The sequence below is a fragment of the Barnesiella sp. genome, from assembly GCF_022723415.1.
GTDB classification, from domain to species: Bacteria; Bacteroidota; Bacteroidia; order Bacteroidales; family Barnesiellaceae; genus Barnesiella; species Barnesiella intestinihominis.
In genome coordinates, this window is the sequence record NZ_JAIJHU010000039.1 from 1 (window position 1) to 19684 (window position 19684).

A 19684-nucleotide genomic window follows, 5' to 3' on the forward strand; every position below is an offset into this window, starting at 1 on the left:
ATCCGTACGTGTGTGGCTCATGTTTTCTCTTCGTACGGGTGAATTGGTAACTGCTGAGTTAATGTTTCTAAAAGAGGTATTAGAGGTTGTCGACAGTTTCCCCGCACGGGAGATTATTGCGATGTGCATGAACTCCGATTGGAGTGGAAGTACATATATAATGGAGCATGAGCCGGATAAATATGATAATATGTACACCGGCTATCTTTTTTCACCCTATTAGTGTCATGGATTTCAAAAAAATATTTTCGGTCGTCGTCTGTGCTGTGGGAATTTTTTTCTCCATGACAGCCGAGAGCAAAGACGGATGCTTGAACAGTTACGTATCGGCGGACAGTTTGCTCTTGTATGAATATTACGAATCTCATATTTGGGTTAGTCCATTGAACTATCCCAGGGTATTCTCTGAGCAGAGAGCCGTTGCGCCGGACTGGTTTCATTATCGGGACAGGGTGATAGAGCTTCGTGTTCTTGCGCTGAGGAAGCGAATCTGGGACGAGTATTTGCGAGATTTCCCTTTGGAGAGGCTATCCGTACGTGTGTGGCTCATGTTTTCTCTTCGTACGGGTGAGTTGGAAACTGTGGAGCTAATGTTTCGAAGAGATGTATTAGAGGATACCGACAGTTTCCCCATTCGGGAGATTATTGCGATGTGCATGAACTCCGATTGGAGTGGAAGTACATATATAATGGAGCATAAACCGGATAAATATGATAACATGTACACCGGATATATTTTCCCGTTATATTAGTGTCATGGATTTCAAAAAGATATTTTCGGTCGTCGTCTGTGCTGTGGGGATTTTTTTCTCCACGGCAGCCGGGAGCAAAGACGAGTGCTTGAACAGTTACGTATCGGCAGACAGTTTGCTTCTGTACGAATATTCCAAAACGCATATTATGGCTCGGCCATTGAACTATCCCCGGGTATATTCAGAGCAGAAAGCTGTTGCGCCGGACTGGTTTCATTATCGGGATAGGGTGATAGAGCCCCGTGTCTTTGCGCTGAGGAAGCAGATTAGGGAGGAGTATTTGCGAGATTATCCTTTGGAGAGAGGATCCGTACGTGTGTGGCTCGTTTTTTCTCTTCGTACGGGTGAGTTGGAAACTGTGGAGGTAATGTTTAGAAAGGGGATATTAGAAGATGTCGACAGTTTCCCCGCACGGGAGATTATTGCGATGTGCATGAATTCCGATTGGAGTGGAAGCACGTATATAATGGAGCATGAACCGGATAAATATGATAGCATGTACACGGAGTATTTTTTTTCGCTATATTATTAGCGTGAAGAATAGGAGTAAGTCTCGTAATTGCATAAAAAATTGAAGGACGAGTGTGAATAGGTTTTGTGAAAATGTTTTATCTTCACCACCAAATAATGAATTATGGCATCTTATTCCAGAAAATCGACCCGTAATAAAGCTCTTTGGGGATATCTGTTGCTTATTGCCGTTTTGTTGTCATCTTCGTGGTTTGTGTATCATGAGATAAATTTGTTGGTATCGATAAAAGCGGTCGAGGCAGATATGAGGCTGAAACGTCAGGAGATGTCTTCCGCTTTATCGTCTCTGTATAGAGCGGAGACGGTGGGACAATCGCTCGTTTGGGGACAGTTTTCGGATTATCCGGTATATAGGAGAGTGACGAATGATGCCGTAACATGTGTGGATTCGTTACGTCGTATTACATCGGACTCTGTCCAGCTGTCCCGAATCGATAGTATTATCGGTCTGCTGAATCGGAAAAATGCGGTTATACGGCGATTGATGGGAACCACGATCGATGTGGCCGAGGAGCAAAACCGGAAAATAGAGGATATGATGAAACAGCAAGATTCGTTGATCCTTATTCAGAATCGTCAGCAAAGATTGGTTCGACAGAGCGATTCGCTGATAGAGAAACGCCGCCGTAAAAATGTGTTCGGACGAATAGCCGATGCTATTTCGGGGAAAGCACCTACTCGGTTAGATAGCATTCGGATAGAATCGAAACGTATAGGAGCGTTGAGCGATTCGTTGGCTGCCGATTTGAAAGCGATGGAAAGCGGTTATAACGAGATCCGGGAGTTGTCTCAACAGGCTCTCGAACGGGAGCGGTGGCGATTGAGAAACGATAATCAACGGTTGAACGGTCAGATCAATCGTCTGATGAATAGCTTTGAACGAGAGCAACTTATTGTATCGGAGAAGATACAAGAACGAAATGAACAGATTCGTCAGGAGTCTATGAGAGCTTTGGTCGCTGTGGCTTCCGGTGCTATTTTATTGGCGGTTATTTTTGGGGTATTGGTTTGGAAAGGTTGGTTAAGGGACGATCGTTTCCGTAGGGCATTGGAAGAAGCTCGGAGACGAGCCGAAGATTTATTGGAGGCCCGGGAAAAGTTGATGTTGACTATAACGCACGATTTTAAGGCTCCGCTCGGTTCTATTATCGGATATGTGGAATTGATGATGAGGCTGGATAATACCGAACGGCAAAAGTTCTATTTGCAAAACATGAAGGCATCGTCGGATCATTTGCTTTCGCTGGTAAGCGATTTGCTCGATTTTCACCGTTTGGAATCTCATAAATTGGATATAAATCGTATTGCTTTCAGCCCCAAAGTATTATTCGATAAAATAGTATCTGCTATGCAACCTGTGGCGGATAAGAAACAACTGAATCTGATATTGAAAGTTGAGAAATCGGCCGATGCCAATTTTTCGGGCGATCCGTTAAGGATTAAGCAAATTGTCGATAATTTGTTGTCCAATGCTTTGAAGTTTACAGCCCGGGGTACGGTGACGATTCATGTGTTTGTGCGTGTCCGATATCTTGTTTTTTCGGTTAGCGATACGGGACGGGGAATAGCCCGAGATGATTTGGAACATATATTTCAGGCTTTTACACGGCTTTCTTCGGCACAGGGAGTCGAGGGGTTTGGATTGGGGTTGGCTATTACTCGACAGCTCGTCGATTTGATGGGCGGGCGTATAGATGTCCGCAGTGTGGAGGGTGTTGGCAGTACGTTTACCGTGGAAATTCCATTGGAAGAAGTCTCGGAGAAGACCGGTGATACGAAGGCTTTTTCGGGGAAACGTTGCCTATTGCTCGATGACGATAAATTACAATTGACACTTTTTGAGAATCAGTTGAAACAATTGGGTATAGAATCGGTTGCCTGCATGAAGGCCGAGGAGATTTTGGGTTATCTGGAACATGAGCATTTCGATGCTTTGTTTACCGATATGCAGATGCCGGAAATGGACGGAGTGAGTTTTTTGAAATTTTTGAGGGAGTCTCATATCGCTCTGGCGAGAAAGCTTCCGGTTGTAATGGTTACGGCGAGGAGCGATGCAGACCAATTCCTTTCGGAAGGTTTTTCGGGAATTTTACACAAGCCTTTTTCGTTGGCGCAATTATCTTTTTGTTTATCGGGGATTTGGAATGAAGAGGCAACTCCCCGTGAGATAGAAGATGAGGGTGAAAGAGGAGAGGCTCCGTATGATTTTGCGGCTCTTACGGCTTTTGCCGAAGATGATGCGAAGGCTCGCCGGAAAATATTGGAGACATTCTTTCAGGAGATAAATAGCCAGATAGAGGAGTTGAAAGGGGCCGCGGCTCGTCGCGATGGGATTGTGGTATCACGTATTGCTCATAAGTGGCAACCGATTTTCGCCATGTTGAAAATTTCGGATATGTTGCCGGTGTTGTCTCGATTGGAAGAGGAAGGTGCGCATAAGTGGACCGATGAGCTGTCTCGAAATCTTGATAAGTTGTTGGTCTATGCTGAGAAAATACGTACAGGCCTTAAATTGGTATTGGCAAAGGAGGAATAATTATGAAGCATATTCTCATTGTAGAAGACGATACGACATTTGCTGTTATGTTGCAGACGTGGCTTTCCAAGAAAAAATTTTCGGTAGCATCTGTTTCGGGAATTGCAGCAGCGAAAAAAACTCTTATTGAAAGTTCGGTCGATTTGGTGCTTTGCGACTTACGTTTGCCTGATGGAGACGGCATCGATTTGTTGGAATGGGTGAGCAATCGGAATGTAAATGTTCCTTTGATCGTAATGACGAGCTACGCGGCTATCCCGTCGGCTGTTCAGGCGATGAAACTCGGTGCGAGAGATTATATATCTAAGCCGGTGAATCCGGAAGATTTATTGCAAAAGATTAACGAGGTTTTTAATGCGGGTGTCAAGACTGGGAAACAGATTCCTGTGTCTGAATCTGTACCGGAGGAAACAAATTATTTAGAGGGGCAGAGTGAAGCTGCCCGTCAATTGTATACTTATGTGAAGTTAGTGGCTCCGACCTCTATGTCTGTGCTGATCAATGGGGCCAGTGGGACAGGAAAGGAATATGTGGCTAAACGGATACATCAATTAAGTAAACGTTCGGAGAAACCGTTTGTCGCCATCGATTGTGGAGCCATTCCGAAAGAATTGGCTGCTTCTGAATTTTTCGGGCATAAGAAAGGTTCGTTTACGGGAGCGATTGAGGATAAAGTCGGTGCTTTTATAGAAGCAGATGGTGGAACGATCTTTCTTGATGAAATAGGAAATCTGAGTTACGATGTTCAGGTACAGTTGCTACGTGTGTTGCAAGAACGCAGAGTGAAGCCCATCGGGACTACAACGGAAGTAAAAGTCGATGTGAGGTTGATTGCTGCGACAAATGAAGACTTGAAGGCGGCTATAAAATCAGGTGCATTTAGGGAAGATTTGTATCATCGAATCAATGAATTTACGATCTATATGCCGCATTTGTGCGAACGAGGTGAGGATATACCGTTGTTTGCTAATTTCTTTTTGGATCAAGCCAATCGAGAACTCGAAAAGCCTGTTCCCGGATTTTTGCCGGAAGCGATGGAACGGATTTCTCAATATACTTGGCCGGGAAATTTAAGAGAAATGCGTAATACTGTTATGAGGGCGGCTTTACTTGCTCAGGGGAATCCCATACGTGTGGAACATTTGGGCATAGACATGAATATAGACAAGCCGATAAATATTTTACACGATCCGGATAGTGAGCGGACTAAGATTGTATCGGCATTACAGAAATGTTCGGGTAATAAAAGTAAAGCGGCTGCAATGTTAGGCATAGATAGAAAGACATTGTATAACAAGTTGAAATTGTATCAAATCGAGTAACTTATATATTTGTAGAATATAGGATACGGTTCGTCATAGTCAAGTCGGAAATCTTATTTCCGCTTGCCTTTGCACTTATCTCTCACTGTATTTGAGGATAAAAGGGTGTGGAATTTTTCCACACCCTTTTTCTTTTTATTCTACAAATTTCCACATAAGATTTTTGTATTCTATTTATTTAATTTATTTATAATCAGTTGTTTGTGTATTCTTTGGAAGTGTTGGCATAACGATTGTTGTTTTATAGTCGAAGAATGGAATATAGAATGTATAACTAAAAAAGTTAGAATTATGAAAAAGTTAATGTTATCAGTAGCTGTGTTTATGATGGGAGTATCTACTCTTGGTTTGTATGCACAAGATTCCAATGTAGAGCCTGTAAAGAAAGATAGTGTCCCAACCGAAGAACCTAAGAAAGAGGAGCCTAAATCAGAGGCAGCTTGGGTTTGTATGAGCGAAGAACCTGCTAAGACAGACAGTGTGCCGTCTCAGGAACCCAAGAAAGAAGAACCCAAGACTTCATCGGTTTATATGAATGAAGAACCGGCTAAAACCGATAGTGTGCCTTCGCAGGAGCCTAAAAAAGAAGACGTTCAAAAGATATTTTCTATCAGATAACTTTTGTGAAAGATATTTTATAGGCTAACCCTAAAAAACGTTCTTATTTTTTATCTGTTTTAGTGAAGATGATGATGGTCCCGATATCTCCTATAAGGAGGTATCGGGATTTAATTTTCTAATATTTAGTTAGATAGATAGAATGTCGTGAATATATAATATGATTAGTAATAATAACTAAATAAATAATTCTAAATAATCCATGCATTTTACATATATTTGTACAATAGAATTTGTATTTTATAACTCTGTTTAAGAGGAAGAAGTGCAAAAGTTCGAGGGAGAGGCTGATTTTATCGAGGATAACGTATTGTTGTCTGGAAGCTTAGGCTTTGCCTAAACTAAAATAGCAATGGTGGAAAACGACAGTATCGGGTGGTATGTAGCGAAAACGTATCGGCAGGAACGTAAGATCAAAGACCTTCTTGCCCGTATGGGTATAGAGCATTTTGTACCTTTCCATCAAGTCGTAAAGGAGATTAACGGGAAGCGAAAAAAAGTAGAAGAGCCTTTTGTGAACGGGTTGATATTTGTTCGAGGAAATAAAAAAAGTTGCATTGAGTTGATTAACGAATATGGGTATCCTATGAGATATTTGCGGGATTTTTCCACTCGTTCGCTTTTACGTGTACCCGATAAGCAAATGGAGGATTTTATCTATTTGGTAGACCGTCATGAAAATGAGATAGAATTGTTTCCCCATGATTTAAAACGAGGAGATCGGGTACGTGTGGTCGCAGGGACTTTTGCCGGAATCGAAGGGGAGTTAATCCGCATTGCAGGCCATCGTCGAGTGGTGGTTCGTCTCGAAAATTTATTTTCAATCGCTACGGTTTTTATACCGGGGGGATATTTGGAAAAGATATGCGACCGGTGATTAAATATATTTCATTTTATGATTTTGCCGATTCTGGGATAGCGCGGAATTATAGCGTTGCTGCGGCTAATAAAATGGATTATATCATTGAATCTCTTGTAAGAATCGGATATGACGTAGAGGTAGTTTCGGCATCGGCATGTATAGAAAGCGGGACGTTTCGATGGTATAAGTCTCGGGTTGAAGAGAGACAGCCTCATGTGAAAACGAGATTTTTCTCGTCGTTTCGTTGTCGATCTAAAATATTAGTCTTGTTGCGACTTATTTGGGGGGTATTGCAATTATTGAGTTATCTTCTTTTTTGTGTTAAAAAAGGAGAGTCTATATGGGTATACCATTCTTTGTATTATTACAATGTGATTTTGCTGGCAAAAAAAATAAAGAAATTCAAACTGATTCTCGAAGTAGAAGAGATTTATCAAGATGTTTCTCCTGTTCCTCGGTATATGGAACGTTGGGAATGCAAGATGATAGACGTTGCGGATAAGTTTGTGTTTTCGACCGATCTTCTGAATGATAAAGTAAATAGGCAAAAGAAGCCTCATTTAGTTATTTATGGGACTTATCGGTGTGTGCCTGTGATGAGCGAACGGCACGGAGACAATAAGGTGCATGTTGTCTATTCTGGTACACTTGATCCCAATAAAGGCGGAGCTATGGCGGCTGCGGGTGTGGCGGCGTCCTTGCCGTCTACATATAGAGTTCATATACTTGGATTCGGGAATCCGGGAGAGATACAGGCGATTAAAGAGCTGTGTGAAGAGATGTCGGGCAAAGGCGGTGCGGTAGTCTCCTATGATGGGGTACTGAAAGGGAGTGCATATATAGATTTTTTACAGACGTGTCAGATTGGCCTGAGCACGCAGAATCCTGATGCGGCGTTTAATAATACCTCGTTTCCGTCGAAAATATTATCTTATATGTCGAATGGTTTGCAAGTCGTTTCTGCCGATATAGAAGCGGTACGGCGAGCTTATGGAATTTCGGGTTATATTTATTATTATCAGAAACAAGAACCCAGCGATATAGCAAATGCCATATTGAATGTGGATTTGGATAATCCTTTTGACACGCGGGCGGTGGTACAGTCTTTGGATAATAGGTTTGTAGAACAATTGAGTTTGTTTCTCCGTGATAGAGTTTAGTGATATAAAAGGGAAATACATAGGTAATAAAAACCTAATTAACAATGTACTGGGCTCTTTCCTTGTTCGAGGGTTCGGCTTTTTGGTTTCTTTTGCCTTGTTTCCTCTTTATCTGAACTATTTCGATGACAATACCGTATTAGGGTGCTGGTTCACGATGTGCTCTGTTTTATCATGGATACAAGTCTTTGATTTGGGAATAGGCAATGGCTTGCGGAATCATTTGACGGCCGATTTGAGTTTGAAAAACTATGAAAGTGCCCGGCAATATATATCATCTTCTTACATTTTGATGGGAGGTGTCACTGTATTTATTTCGTTTTTAGCATTTATAATAAGCCGATATATAGATTGGAATTCGGTTTTCAATATTTCGGAACAAAGCATATCGCCAGAGAGTTTGCGTAAAGGGGTTGTTATCGCTTTATGTGGCGTATTGTGTTTTTTCTTTCTGAAATTGATTATCTCTATTTTGTATGCTTTGCAGAAATCGGCGTTACCTAATTTCTTGAATCTGCTTTCTACCGTTTTATTATTGATTTTTCTGTGGGTATATGATCCAACCGGAGATGTCGAACGAGATTTTGTAACGATTTCTTGGGTGCAGGCTGTTACAGGGTGTTTGCCGTTATTGGTAGCGACAATAATTGTTTTTGCAAAAGACCTGAAAGAATGTTTGCCGTCGTTCAAGTACTTTCGGTGGGATAAAGCCACTGGTGTTTTGTCGTTGGGAATTTTGTTCCTTGTTTTGCAGTTGTTATACATGATAATTACTGTAACCAACGAGTTTTTTATATCCTACTTTTTCGATCCGTCTTTCGTTGTAGAATACCAGATATATATAAAGATCTTTTCAATCGCCGGTACATTTGTGTCTTTGGCTCTGATTCCGGTATGGTCGGCTGTGACGAAAGCATTTGTAGAAAAACGTTACGATTGGATAATCAAGTTGGTCCGTTTTCTGTATTTTGTCGCTGGTATTGCTGTATTGTTTCAATTGGCTATCATTCCATTTCTTGACCCGATATTGGAATTTTGGTTAGGCGAAAAGGCTATCGAGGTGAATTTGTCCGCTGCATTGCTGTTTGCCCTATTGGGGTGTGTGATGATTTGGGTATCGGTTTTGACGAGTGTCGTTAATGGTTTAGGCACGCTTAAATGCCAGTTGTATGGTTTTTTATGGGCTGTACTCTTCAAAGTCGTAGCTATCGTTTTATTTTCTTCGTGGATTCCGTGGACGATTGTAATCACAGCTACGATTGTAGGTTTATTGCCCTACTGTGTCTGGCAACCTGTGGTGATGAACAGGCAGTTGAAAATGTTGAATAAAGAGGCTTTTCAAAATGGGTAAGAAACTGTTGATCGTCAATACTTATGCCAATTTGTGGTCAACCGGCAGGATTGCGGCCGAGATAGGGGAGATTGCGGTAAAACATGGTTGGCAGTGCTATTTTGCATACGCAAGCGAATCGAATCCTTGCTCATGTGAGGAGATTAGAATTAATAAAAGCGTTATATCGTATATTATACATACCTATTTGTTTTCCCGTATTCTCAATTTGAAAGGATTCGGTTCTTGGATTGAGACGAAGTTATTTATCAGAAAAATAAAGAAAATAGCTCCCGATATAATTCATTTGCATAATATTCATCAGAATTTTTTGAATTTGCCACTTCTTTTCTCTTTTTTGAAAAAAGCGGGTATTCCGGTTATTTGGACCCTTCACGACTGTTGGGCCGTGACTGGGGGGTGTACTCATTTCGTGTACAATAAATGCGAAAATTGGAAAACTGGTTGCTATCGATGTCCGAGATGTGGTAATAGTGATACGGGCGGGGAATTAAAAGGGGTGTTCCGTACTATGCCGTGGGTGTTAAGAAAGAAAGAAGCATATATAACTTCTGTTCCGAATCTGACTTTTGTTACAGTCTCGGAGTGGCTGTCGGGCGTAGTGAGAAGTTCGGTTGTCGGTTCTGTACCTGTACAGGTTATTTCCAACGGAGTGGACAGTACTCGATTCTATCCTCGTACCGATATACAAGCCATTAAACAAAAGTATGGTTGTGGCAACCGCTTCATGATTGTGGGGGTAAGTTCTCATTGGAGTGTGTCAAAGGGATTATATGATTATTATAAACTGAGGGAATTATTGCCGGCCGATCAGTTCGTGGTCGTTTTGGTGGGGATAACCTCTGAGCAGAAAAACAATATACCCGATGGTATCATCGGGGTAGAGCGAACAGAGAATCTTGATGAACTGGCTCTTATTTATTCGGCGGCAGATGTGGTGACGAGTTTGTCGTACCAAGAGACTTTCGGACTTACTATTGTGGAAGGGTTCGCTTGTGGTACACCGGCGGTGGTCTATGACAATACGGCGTTGCCTGAATTGGTAGACTCTGATACGGGCTTAGTTGTAGAAACCGGAAATATGGAGCGACTGGCCGAGGCGATAAGACAGGTTTGTAAGACGGGTAAATCGTTTTATTCGCAGGCGTGTCGGGAAGTGGCGCAAACCCGGTATGATAAATTTTGCCAGTATGAGAAATATGTCGAATTATATGAACAGGCGCTTGTTCCGAAAAAGGTATGATTGAGACGATCGTTATTGGTTTAATATGTGTGTTTTTGGCCTATTTGGGGCGTTACAGACGATTGAGCTGGGGCTTTGGCGCAGCGATGACCATATTATTCGTTTTCCTTGCGATACGCTATGAATGGGGAAACGACTATCGTCAATATATAGACAAATTTACAGTATATAATTCGATCGATGAATTTAATTATTCAGATCCTAACGAACGATGGGAAGTCGGTTGGATATTCTTGTATCGGATATTCAAACCATTCGGCTTTTTTTCATTAGTCATTGTCCTTACTGCATTTGAAATATCTGTTTATTATTGGTTTATCAAGAAATATATACCGAAAGAATGGTATTGGTTCGCTGTATTTATTTATGTATTTAATCCTAATTTCATGCTTACGCAATCGTCTATGATGCGTCAGACTTTGGCTATGTGCATAGTTTTGTTGTCCATTCCTTATATTTATAAAAAGAAGGTCATCATTGCAGCGTTATTTATTTTATTTGCCTCATTGTTTCACAGTAGCGCCAAAATATTGTTACCGATAGTTTTTCTTGGATTTGTGAATTGGAGAATGGGTAAGAAGGGGGTGATTATTGGCGTTGTTCTCTTTTTTGCTATTCTGTTGTTCAAGAATATTGTTACATCTATAATTGAAAATACTCTTTCTGTAACGGGTTTGGGAAAATATACCTATTATCTGGAAGAAGGGAAAGAAGAATCGAAATTAGAGTCGGGAATAGGCTTTGTTTATCAGATTATCATCATGAGCATGATATTGTATTATGAAAAAAGACAAGATCGAAAGGACGGATTGATTTTCAAAATAACCGCCCTTTCTTTTCTTTTCGTTCCGTTAGGTTTTATCGCTCAACTTATTGCTCGGATAGGTATGTATTTGCAAGTGTCAATGATAGCAACTTATCCGCTGATGATTCGTACGATCAATAATAGAATTGTACGGGCAGGAACACTGTTTGTAATTATGTTTTTCACTATTTATGACTTCTTCTCATTTTTCAATTCCGAAATTTGGAGAGATTCGTTCATAGAATATCATACTATTTTTGAATCTTTTATTTGGCGATAATTTGTGAGAAAGGCAAATTATTCCTTGTCAAAGTATGAGAGTCGCTTTTTTAATGGGGTTATTCCCGAAGGATAATCGGAATGAGATTATAAAGAATAGCCGGGGGCCGATACAATTCGCTGCGGATGCCTTAGAATGGGGTTATGTGAAAGGAATCAGTGAGCAAAATATTAAATGCGAGTTGTTTAATGCTCCGTTTATAGGCTCTTATCCTAAACGTTATGGAAAACCGTTCTATACATCGTATTCAAATGAAAAAATCTCGAAATGGGTAAATTTGACGAATGTCGGTTTTTGCAATTATACTGGATATAAATTGATTAGCCGATGGATTTGTATGAAGAGGTCGATAAGGAGGTGGTATGGTTCGTCCTACGGAGATACGACAGTTTTGATTGTGTATAGTATTCATACTCCTTTTCTGAAAGCAGCGGTAGATATTAAACGTAAATATAAGAATACTAAGGTTGTACTTATTGTTCCAGATTTGCCTGAATACATGGACTCTAAAAAATCGTTTATCCAATCGATTTTCCATCATATAAACAGGAGAATACAAAATAAGTTGTATGAAGATGTGGACGGTTATGTGTTATTGAGTAAATATATGCAGGAACGATTACCGGTAAAAGGTAAGGCCGTTTCGGTTATAGAAGGTATGTATTATTCGGAGTTCGACAACCATTTTCTCGACGGTGGGATTTGTATGGAACAAAGCGATGAAAAAATTCTTCTTTATACAGGGACGTTAGATGCTCGGTATGGTATAGTGACTTTATTGAGAGCCTTTATGATGTTAAAAAATCCTAGTTATCGGTTGGTCATTTGCGGTGACGGGGATTCTCGAAATACCGTTTTAGAATGTGTGAAGATGGATAATAGAGTTTCTTATAAGGGGCAGTTACCTCGGGAAGAGATTCTTGTGTTACAGCAAAAGGCGACACTATTAGTTAATCCTCGTACTTCCGAAGGGGAATTTACCAAATATTCGTTTCCCTCGAAAACTATTGAATATTTAGCTTCCGGTACGCCAGTTCTGTTGTATAAGCTCGCTGGTATTCCAGATGAATATTATGAATATTGTTTTACGGTGGAAGATAACTCGGACGAAGCATTGTCTAAAAAGATTGATGAGATACTGAATATGGATAGAGCGGTTTTGCGTTCATTAGGAATGAGGGCTCGAAAATTTATCTTGACAGAAAAGTCACCTAAGAATCAATGTAAAAAATTGGTCGATTTAATAGAAAGAATAGTCGAATCTTAATTTAATATATAATCATGTCTATTTTTAAAGATAAGATATTGCTTATTACCGGAGGAACAGGATCCTTTGGCAATGCTGTGTTAAAGCGGTTTTTGGATAGCGATGTCGGTGAAATACGCATATTTAGCCGTGATGAGAAAAAACAAGACGATATGCGGCATCGATTACAGAACCCGAAGGTTAAGTTTTATATCGGTGACGTGCGGGATAAGCGTAGTGTAGATAGCGCTATGAGTGGGGTCGATTATGTGTTTTCGGCAGCTGCCTTGAAACAGGTTCCTTCATGTGAATTTTTCCCTATGCAGGCTGTGCGTACGAATGTGTTTGGCACGGAGAACGTATTGGATTCGGCCGTGGAGCATGGTGTGAAAAATGTTGTTGTATTGTCTACCGATAAAGCGGCCTATCCCATCAATGCTATGGGAATAAGTAAAGCCATGATGGAAAAAGTGGCGATTGCCAAAGGACGCCAGTTGGGTGATTCTGCGACAACGACAATTTGTTGTACTCGTTATGGAAATGTGATGGCGAGTCGGGGATCTGTGATTCCGCTATGGATCGAGCAGATGAAAAACAATGCGGTAATAACGATCACGGATCCCAACATGACACGGTTTATGATGACGCTCGATGATGCTGTCGACTTGGTAGTTTATGCGTTTGAGCATGGCCGTAATGGCGATTTATTCGTACAGAAGGCTCCGGCGGCTACGCTGGTTACTTTGGCTACTGCGTTGAAAGAATTGTATGGCAAAGATACTCCCGTGAAAATTATCGGTACACGGCATGGGGAGAAGCTCTATGAAACTTTGGTTACTCGCGAGGAGATGGCGAGGGCAGAGGATATGGATAATTATTATCGTATTCCATGCGATAGTCGAGATTTGAATTACGATAAATTTTTTGTCGAAGGTAGCGAGGTGGTCTCTCAAATAGAAGACTATCATTCGCACAATACTCACAGACTCGATGTAGAAGAAATGAAACAATTATTGTTGAAGCTCGATATCGTACGGGAAGATTTGAATCTCAATTAGTGGGTAGAATTATGATAAAGGTAGGTATTACCGGGCAGTCTGGGTTTGTCGGTACTCATTTATATAATACGTTGGGACTTTATCCCGGAGAATTTGAGAGAGTTCCATTCGAAGATGATTATTTTGTCGATGTAGAACGTCTGAAAACGTTTGTAAAGAGTTGTGATGTTATTGTACATTTGGCGGCGGTAAACCGTCATACTGATGCGCATGTTTTGTACGAGACGAATATGCGATTGGTAAAACAGCTAATCGAGGCTATGGAAACGACAAATTCTCGTCCTTATGTTTTATTCTCGTCGAGCATACAAGAGGAACGGGATAATGAGTATGGTCGTAGTAAGAGTGATGGTCGTAAATTGTTGGAAGAATGGGCTGTGCGTAATGGGTCATCTTTTACAGGAATGGTAGTTCCCAATGTTTTCGGTCCGTTTGGGAAGCCTAATTATAATTCGTTCATAGCCACGTTCGGGTATAAATTGACTCACGGCGATTCCCCCACGGTATTACAAGACAATGAGGTAAATTTGATTTATGTGGGTAGTTTATGCCGTCATATTTGTGATAAAATAAGGGAGATGGGAAGTCGCACCGTACCCTCGCTTGTCGAGCGGGACGATGTAGCCTGCGATTTCGAGATGAAGGTGAGTGAAGTTCTCGGTTTGTTTGAAAATTTTAAAAAATTGTATTTCGAGCAGGGAATTATTCCTCCTTTGAATAATATCCATGAAATGAATTTGTTTAATACATTTCGTAGCTATATTGATATGGAAAGCTATTTCCCGGTGAAATTGGTTCAACATACCGATGTACGAGGTAGTTTCGTCGAGACCGTAAAAATCGGGGTGGGTGGCCAAGTGAGTTTTTCTACCACCGTTCCCGGTGTTACAAGGGGAAATCATTATCACACTCGCAAGATGGAGCGGTTTGTAGTGATTAAGGGAAAAGCGAGAATTCAGCTCCGGAAGGTTGGAACAGACGAAGTACTGGATTATTATCTTAACGGGGAAGAACCGGCTTATGTGGATATGCCGGTGTGGTACACACATAATATATCGAATATCGGCGATGAGATTTTATATGCTCAGTTTTGGATAAACGAATGGTATGATCCTACCGATAGCGATACTTATTTCGAACCGGTAGTGAAAGACGAGTGAAAAATCAAAATATAGATTTATGAAGCGATTGAAAGTCCTTTCGGTAGTAGGGACAAGACCCGAAATAATCAGATTGTCATGTGTATTGCAAAAGTTAGATGCCAGTCCCGCCATAGAGCACGTATTGGTACACACAGGACAAAATTACGATTATGAATTAAACGAAATATTTTTTCAGGATTTAGGTCTACGGAAACCTGATTATTTTTTGAATGCGGCAGGTAATAATGCGACGACGACTGCCGGACAGATATTGATTAATATAGATCCGGTTCTGGAAGAAGTTCGTCCGGATGCATTTCTTGTATTGGGCGACACGAATTCTTGCTTGTGTGCGATAGCGGCTAAGAAACGTCATATCCCTATTTTCCATATGGAGGCCGGAAATCGCTGTTTCGACCAGCGTGTTCCCGAAGAGAGTAATCGTAAGATTGTCGACCATATATCGGATATTAATTTGCCGTACAGCTCTATTGCCCGTGAATATTTGTTGAGCGAGGGAATCCCTTCCGATCGGGTTGTCAAAACCGGAAGCCCCATGTATGAGGTGCTGAACAGGTATTTGCCTCAGATAAATGCCTCGTCTATTTTAGAGAATCTGGGATTGGAGAAGGGCAAATACTTTGTCGTGTCGGCCCATCGGGAAGAGAATATATCGAGCGAACGCAACTTCGGGAATTTGGTTAAGATTTTGAACGACATAGCTCAAACGTATGGTTTTCCCGTGATTGTGTCGACACACCCCCGTACCCGCAAGAAAATAGAAACCGATGGTGTTGACTTTCACTCACTTATACGGTTGATGAAACCGATGGGTTTTAGCGATTATAATAAATTGCAAATTAATGCCAAAACGGTAATCTCGGATAGCGGAACCATTAGCGAAGAGTCGTCTATTCTTAATTTTAAGGCTCTGAATATACGTGAAGCTCACGAGCGTCCCGAGGCGATGGAGGAAGCTTCGGTGATGATGGTAGGGCTTAACCCCGAACGGGTGATGCAGGGTTTGTCCGAATTGCAGAATCAGAATCTCGAAACTCGTAATTTTCGTCCGGTCGCAGACTATTCTATACCGAATGTTAGCGACAAAGTCGTGCGAATTATTCTTTCTTATACCGATTATGTCAAAAGAGTCGTCTGGGGTGAAAGGTAAACGATGCTTGTTTTTGACCAATTATTTTTATCCCGAAGTTTTTCGAGGTAACGATATCGCTTTTGAAATGGTAAAACGAGGATATGAAGTTACTGTAATTACATGTATTCCCAATTATCCTCAGGGCCATTTTTACGAGGGATACGGATTGCGGAGCAGGCGGAAAGAAGTCGTCAATGGAGTAAATGTCATTCGTGTGCCGGTGATTCCTCGTGGAGACGGTAGGGCGATAAGAATGGTGCTCAATTATTTATCGAGTTTATTATTTTCTTGTATATACACATTAAGTATCGTTTGTCGTAAGAGATTCGACTTTATTTTTGTGCAGGAATTGTCCCCGGCATTTATCGGTATACCGGCAGTGCTTGCGAAAAAAATACGACGAATTCCTATTTATTTCTGGTTACTTGATGTTTGGCCAGAAAGTTTGGCTGCCGGAGGTATAACTAATAAATATATCGTTAAAATAGTTGATCGTATCATGCGCTACATTTATCGGCATTGTTGCAAAATTTTCATAGCGGCATCGGGTGTGAGGACATTGTTACAGCAACGAGGGGTAAAAAATGATTGTATAGAAGATTTACCCAATTGGGGAGAAGATGAACTTCGAAAATGTACTGTTGATGACGATGAACTGCCACATTTGCCAGATGGTTTTAAAATTATGTTTGCCGGAAATTTAGGTGAGGCGCAAAATCTTGAAAATGTGATGAGAGTAGCCGAACGTTTGAAAAACAATAAACATATACAGTGGATTTTTATCGGTGACGGGCGAAAGAAAAAATGGGTTATGTCGTTCGTTCAAAGTCGGGAGATGGGTGATACCGTACATTTTTATGATCGTTATCCCATTGAATATATGCCGGCATTTTTCAGAAAAGCCGATATTATGCTGCTTCCTCTTTGTGACAATAGCGCATTCAATGTGACGCTACCAGCGAAGATACAGGCTTATATGCTCAGTTCTAAACCTATTTTAGTCATGGCGAATGGTGAAGTACAAACGGTTGTAAAGAATGCTCGTTGTGGATATTATACAGGTGCAGATTCTATTGACAAGATGGTTCGTTTAGTCCTTTCCATTTCGAATTATTCAAATCAAGAATTGGAAGAAAAGGGTAGAAACGGATATAATTATTACCAGCGGCATTTTAAGAAAGAAAAATGTATGAACAATTTATTCGAAATTATTGAGAAGGGAGAACGAAGTAATGTCTGAGATATTAATAGATCATGTTTTACTCGATAGGGTGACAAAGGCTGCAAAGGAAAGTCCTAGATTGCGTATGAATTATAACTTTCACGAATCGTTGTCGTCTCCTTCGCAACGTCTGCTTAATGCCCTTGAACTGGGAACCGTTTTACCGATACATCGTCATAGGCATACGGCCGAAACTTATGTATTGTTGCGAGGGCGTATGAGAGTTCTCTTTTACGATGACGACAAGAAGGAAATTAATCGCTATGAACTCGACCCGGCGGAGGGTACTTATGGGGTAAACATACCCCGGGGACAATGGCATACAATTGAGGTGTTATGTGCTGGTACTGTTATTTTTGAGGTGAAAGATGGTCCGTATATACCTATTGCTCCTAATGATATGTTAGAATAGACCTCCTCCGTATAGTATTATAATGCGCCAAAATTTATTCATAGTTTGATTATTAGATTTTTTTGATTTGTATCACTATCGTATCACAACTATGCAAAAATAGGAAAAAATTGGATATATTTTGCCATATAAAATGTGTTGTTCAGCAATAATTTAGGAGGGTTGAAAAGCCTGTTTTATAACATAAGTGCTTGATTAATAGATATAAAAATAGGGATTAGCATTTTGCTAACCCCTTACTTTTTGTTGTCCGGGAAGGATTCGAACCCTCACAGGCGGAACCAGAATCCGAAGTGCTACCATTACACCACCGGACAAATTTGTTTTGCGAGTGCAAAATTGCGAATTTATTTTGGGACGGCCATTGCAAACCTTGAATTTTTTATTTGGTTTAATCTTTTTTTACATATCTATCCTTTCAATGGCAATGCCGATTCTATGACGGCGTATGATTTTTTCATGAGGTCTTCTATATCATGCCCTTTATTTTCTTGGGGATAGATGGGGGGGTGTATCGTTAAAATGATTTTTCCAGGTTTAAAATTGTAGGTTGTACGGGGCATAACGGCAAATGCTCCGTCGATAGTGAGCGGTGCGACCGGTAAGGAAAATTCAACGGCGAGTTGATATGCTCCTCGTTTGAATGGTCTCATGGCTCCTGTCCAAGTGCGTGCTCCTTCGGGGAATACGACAAGCGACATACCATTTTGTAATGTCGTTTCGGCTTTTTGCAGGGTTTCTTTTAGTCGGCCCGGAGTACTGTTATCGACGAATATGTGGCCGGCAGCAGCACAAGCGCTGCCTACAAAGGGTATATTGCGCAGGCTTTTTTTCATCATCCATTTGAAATTGTGGTTTAAGTATCCGTAGATGAGAAATATGTCATAGGCTCCTTGATGGTTTGATACGAATACATAAGATGTGTTTTTATCGATGTTTTCTCGGCCTCTAACTTCTATTTTGACAAGAGAGAGAATGCAGAATAGTCGGGACCAAATGTGTGCTGGGTAATATCCCCAAAAGTTTCCATTGCCCAACCGGCATCCGATAAGGGTCGTCAATGCTGTGAGAATGGTGATTATCAGCAATATGGGCATGGCTATGAGCCATTGATATAGGAATGTGATAGTGCGTATCATTGTTCGATGCTATTTTCGTCGTTTACGGGACAAAGGTAATGAATTTGCAGTAAATCGCATTATTTGCAGGCGCTTTTGATGTGGGAATATAGAAAAGGCGACTCAATAAGCCGCCTTTTCTATATTCCTAAACGTTGCAGTTTATTTGGTTTTTGCTTCGACATCTGGGGCAATGAGCTTGTACCCTTTTCCATGAATATTGATAATTTCAATTGATGGATCGTCTTTGAGATGTTTACGAAGTTTGGTAATGTAAACGTCCATGCTACGAGCGTTAAAGTAATTATCGTCTATCCAAATAGTTTTGAGGGCGAAGTTACGCTCCAAAATTTCATTGACGTGAGCACAGAGCAGACTGAGCAATTCGGACTCTTTGGTGGTGAGTTTAGTACTCTTATCGTCGATTGCCAATACTTGTTTCTGGGTATCGAATGTAAACCGTCCGATCTTGTACATCGTAACTTCTTTTCCTTTTTTACCTTTTACACGACGTAAAATGGCTTCGATACGGAATACCAATTCTTCCATACTGAATGGTTTGGTAATGTAGTCGTCTGCTCCGATTTTGAATCCTTCGAGAATATCTTCTTTCAAAGATTTCGCTGTCAAGAATATGATGGGAACTTCTCCGTTTACCGTACGGATTTCTTGTGCGAGCGTGAATCCGTCTTTTTTAGGCATCATCACGTCGAGTACGCACAAATCGTATTTACCTTTCAGGAATGCTTTGTATCCGCTTTCTCCATCGGAGAAGAGATCGGCCGCATAACCTTTGGCTTGCAAATACTCTCTTAATAACATGCCAAGATTTTCATCATCTTCGCATAATAGAATACGCAATCTTTCTTCCAT

At 40.9% G+C, this 19684-nt stretch carries 18 protein-coding genes, 1 tRNA gene and 1 pseudogene; 17 read left to right on the forward strand and 3 right to left on the reverse strand.

What is annotated here, in order from left to right; genetic code table 11:
• The 17 genes and pseudogenes from QVD32_RS08865 to QVD32_RS08945 all read left to right on the forward strand — a co-directional run.
• Positions 1–223, forward strand: a pseudogene (locus tag QVD32_RS08865) (hypothetical protein); the annotation flags it as partial.
• A 4-nt stretch (positions 224–227) separates the two neighbouring features.
• Positions 228–752: a hypothetical protein gene (locus tag QVD32_RS08870; RefSeq protein ID WP_118687278.1), complete on the forward strand. Its 525-nt coding sequence runs from the start codon at positions 228–230 to the stop codon at positions 750–752.
• On the forward strand, positions 712–1284 hold the full coding sequence (locus QVD32_RS08875) for a hypothetical protein (protein WP_021892678.1): 573 nt from the start codon (positions 712–714) through the stop codon (positions 1282–1284). Before QVD32_RS08870 ends, QVD32_RS08875 begins: the two co-directional genes overlap by 41 nt.
• A 102-nt stretch (positions 1285–1386) precedes the next feature.
• A complete protein-coding gene (locus tag QVD32_RS08880) occupies positions 1387–3819 on the forward strand; it encodes a hybrid sensor histidine kinase/response regulator (protein WP_021892677.1) in 2433 nt (810 codons plus the stop codon).
• 2 nt (positions 3820–3821) lie between these two features.
• Entirely contained in the window at positions 3822–5141 is a 1320-nt protein-coding gene (locus QVD32_RS08885) for a sigma-54-dependent transcriptional regulator (RefSeq protein WP_008861593.1), read from the forward strand.
• 291 nt (positions 5142–5432) lie between these two features.
• Positions 5433–5759: a hypothetical protein gene (locus QVD32_RS08890; RefSeq protein ID WP_021892676.1), complete on the forward strand. Its 327-nt coding sequence runs from the start codon at positions 5433–5435 to the stop codon at positions 5757–5759.
• A 352-nt stretch (positions 5760–6111) separates the two neighbouring features.
• A complete protein-coding gene (locus QVD32_RS08895) occupies positions 6112–6636 on the forward strand; it encodes a UpxY family transcription antiterminator (protein WP_021892675.1) in 525 nt (174 codons plus the stop codon).
• The gene (locus QVD32_RS08900) at positions 6624–7781 is read left to right on the forward strand and encodes a glycosyltransferase family protein (RefSeq protein ID WP_046412659.1); all 1158 of its coding nucleotides are present in this window, start codon (positions 6624–6626) and stop codon (positions 7779–7781) included. Before QVD32_RS08895 ends, QVD32_RS08900 begins: the two co-directional genes overlap by 13 nt.
• Entirely contained in the window at positions 7768–9132 is a 1365-nt protein-coding gene (locus QVD32_RS08905) for a lipopolysaccharide biosynthesis protein (RefSeq protein WP_021892673.1), read from the forward strand. Before QVD32_RS08900 ends, QVD32_RS08905 begins: the two co-directional genes overlap by 14 nt.
• On the forward strand, positions 9125–10375 hold the full coding sequence (locus QVD32_RS08910) for a glycosyltransferase (RefSeq protein ID WP_021892672.1): 1251 nt from the start codon (positions 9125–9127) through the stop codon (positions 10373–10375). The genes QVD32_RS08905 and QVD32_RS08910 overlap by 8 nt, the downstream gene beginning before the upstream one ends.
• Entirely contained in the window at positions 10372–11460 is a 1089-nt protein-coding gene (locus QVD32_RS08915; protein ID WP_021892671.1) for an EpsG family protein, read from the forward strand. Before QVD32_RS08910 ends, QVD32_RS08915 begins: the two co-directional genes overlap by 4 nt.
• A 34-nt stretch (positions 11461–11494) precedes the next feature.
• On the forward strand, positions 11495–12727 hold the full coding sequence (locus QVD32_RS08920; protein WP_021892670.1) for a glycosyltransferase: 1233 nt from the start codon (positions 11495–11497) through the stop codon (positions 12725–12727).
• 14 nt (positions 12728–12741) lie between these two features.
• On the forward strand, positions 12742–13764 hold the full coding sequence (locus tag QVD32_RS08925; protein WP_008861603.1) for a polysaccharide biosynthesis protein: 1023 nt from the start codon (positions 12742–12744) through the stop codon (positions 13762–13764).
• 11 nt (positions 13765–13775) lie between these two features.
• The gene (locus QVD32_RS08930; protein ID WP_021892669.1) at positions 13776–14924 is read left to right on the forward strand and encodes a polysaccharide biosynthesis C-terminal domain-containing protein; all 1149 of its coding nucleotides are present in this window, start codon (positions 13776–13778) and stop codon (positions 14922–14924) included.
• Between the two features lie 19 nt (positions 14925–14943).
• Positions 14944–16077 carry a non-hydrolyzing UDP-N-acetylglucosamine 2-epimerase gene (gene wecB, locus QVD32_RS08935; RefSeq protein ID WP_021892668.1) on the forward strand — a complete coding sequence of 378 codons (1134 nt, stop codon included), beginning with the start codon at positions 14944–14946 and terminating at the stop codon, positions 16075–16077.
• On the forward strand, positions 16046–17299 hold the full coding sequence (locus tag QVD32_RS08940; protein ID WP_021892667.1) for a glycosyltransferase family 4 protein: 1254 nt from the start codon (positions 16046–16048) through the stop codon (positions 17297–17299). The genes wecB and QVD32_RS08940 overlap by 32 nt, the downstream gene beginning before the upstream one ends.
• Entirely contained in the window at positions 17292–17693 is a 402-nt protein-coding gene (locus tag QVD32_RS08945; protein ID WP_046414582.1) for a WbuC family cupin fold metalloprotein, read from the forward strand. Before QVD32_RS08940 ends, QVD32_RS08945 begins: the two co-directional genes overlap by 8 nt.
• Positions 17694–17939: 246 nt before the next feature.
• On the opposite strand, the gene QVD32_RS08950 is transcribed toward QVD32_RS08945, so the two are convergent.
• From QVD32_RS08950 to rprY, 3 genes are all read right to left on the reverse strand, one after another.
• Positions 17940–18010 (reverse strand) — tRNA-Gln (locus tag QVD32_RS08950).
• 93 nt (positions 18011–18103) lie between these two features.
• Positions 18104–18832: a lysophospholipid acyltransferase family protein gene (locus QVD32_RS08955; RefSeq protein ID WP_021892665.1), complete on the reverse strand. Its 729-nt coding sequence runs from the start codon at positions 18830–18832 to the stop codon at positions 18104–18106.
• Positions 18833–18973: 141 nt separating this feature from the next.
• Positions 18974–19684, reverse strand: a complete 711-nt coding sequence (gene rprY / locus QVD32_RS08960) for a response regulator transcription factor RprY (protein ID WP_008861620.1) — start codon at positions 19682–19684, stop codon at positions 18974–18976.